Origin of the sequence: Streptomyces sp. ADMS, from assembly GCF_033441795.1 — a bacterium.
Taxonomy (GTDB): Bacteria; Actinomycetota; Actinomycetes; order Streptomycetales; family Streptomycetaceae; genus Streptomyces.
Genome location: NZ_JAVFVX010000540.1, coordinates 1 through 293, shown reverse-complemented (window position 1 = coordinate 293; position 293 = coordinate 1). Strand labels below are relative to the sequence as shown.

Genomic DNA, 293 nt, shown 5'->3' with positions numbered 1-293 from the left:
GGCGCTGGCGAAGGGCCGGGAGGCGCAGGCGGACCTGTCGTCGGCCAAGTCCCGTCTCTCCTCTGCCGATTCGTGGGTGACGCGGGCGGCGAAGGAGTCCGACAAGTACAAGGACGATCCGACCGGCAGCAAGGCCGCGGAGAAGCCGGACGAGACGAAGGTCCGGGCCGCCACCCGCGACGTGCAGCACGCCAAGTCTGCCCAGGACACAGCCCAGTCGGACGTCACCAGCGCTCAATCGGCGCTGGACGCGGCGAAGAAGATGGCCGAGGACGCGCGCAGGATGCGTGAGG

Annotated in this window: 1 pseudogene; it reads left to right on the top strand. The window is 70.0% G+C overall.

Going from position 1 to position 293, the window contains the following annotated elements:
* Nucleotides 1-293, top strand: a pseudogene (locus RB628_RS41920) (hypothetical protein); the annotation flags it as partial.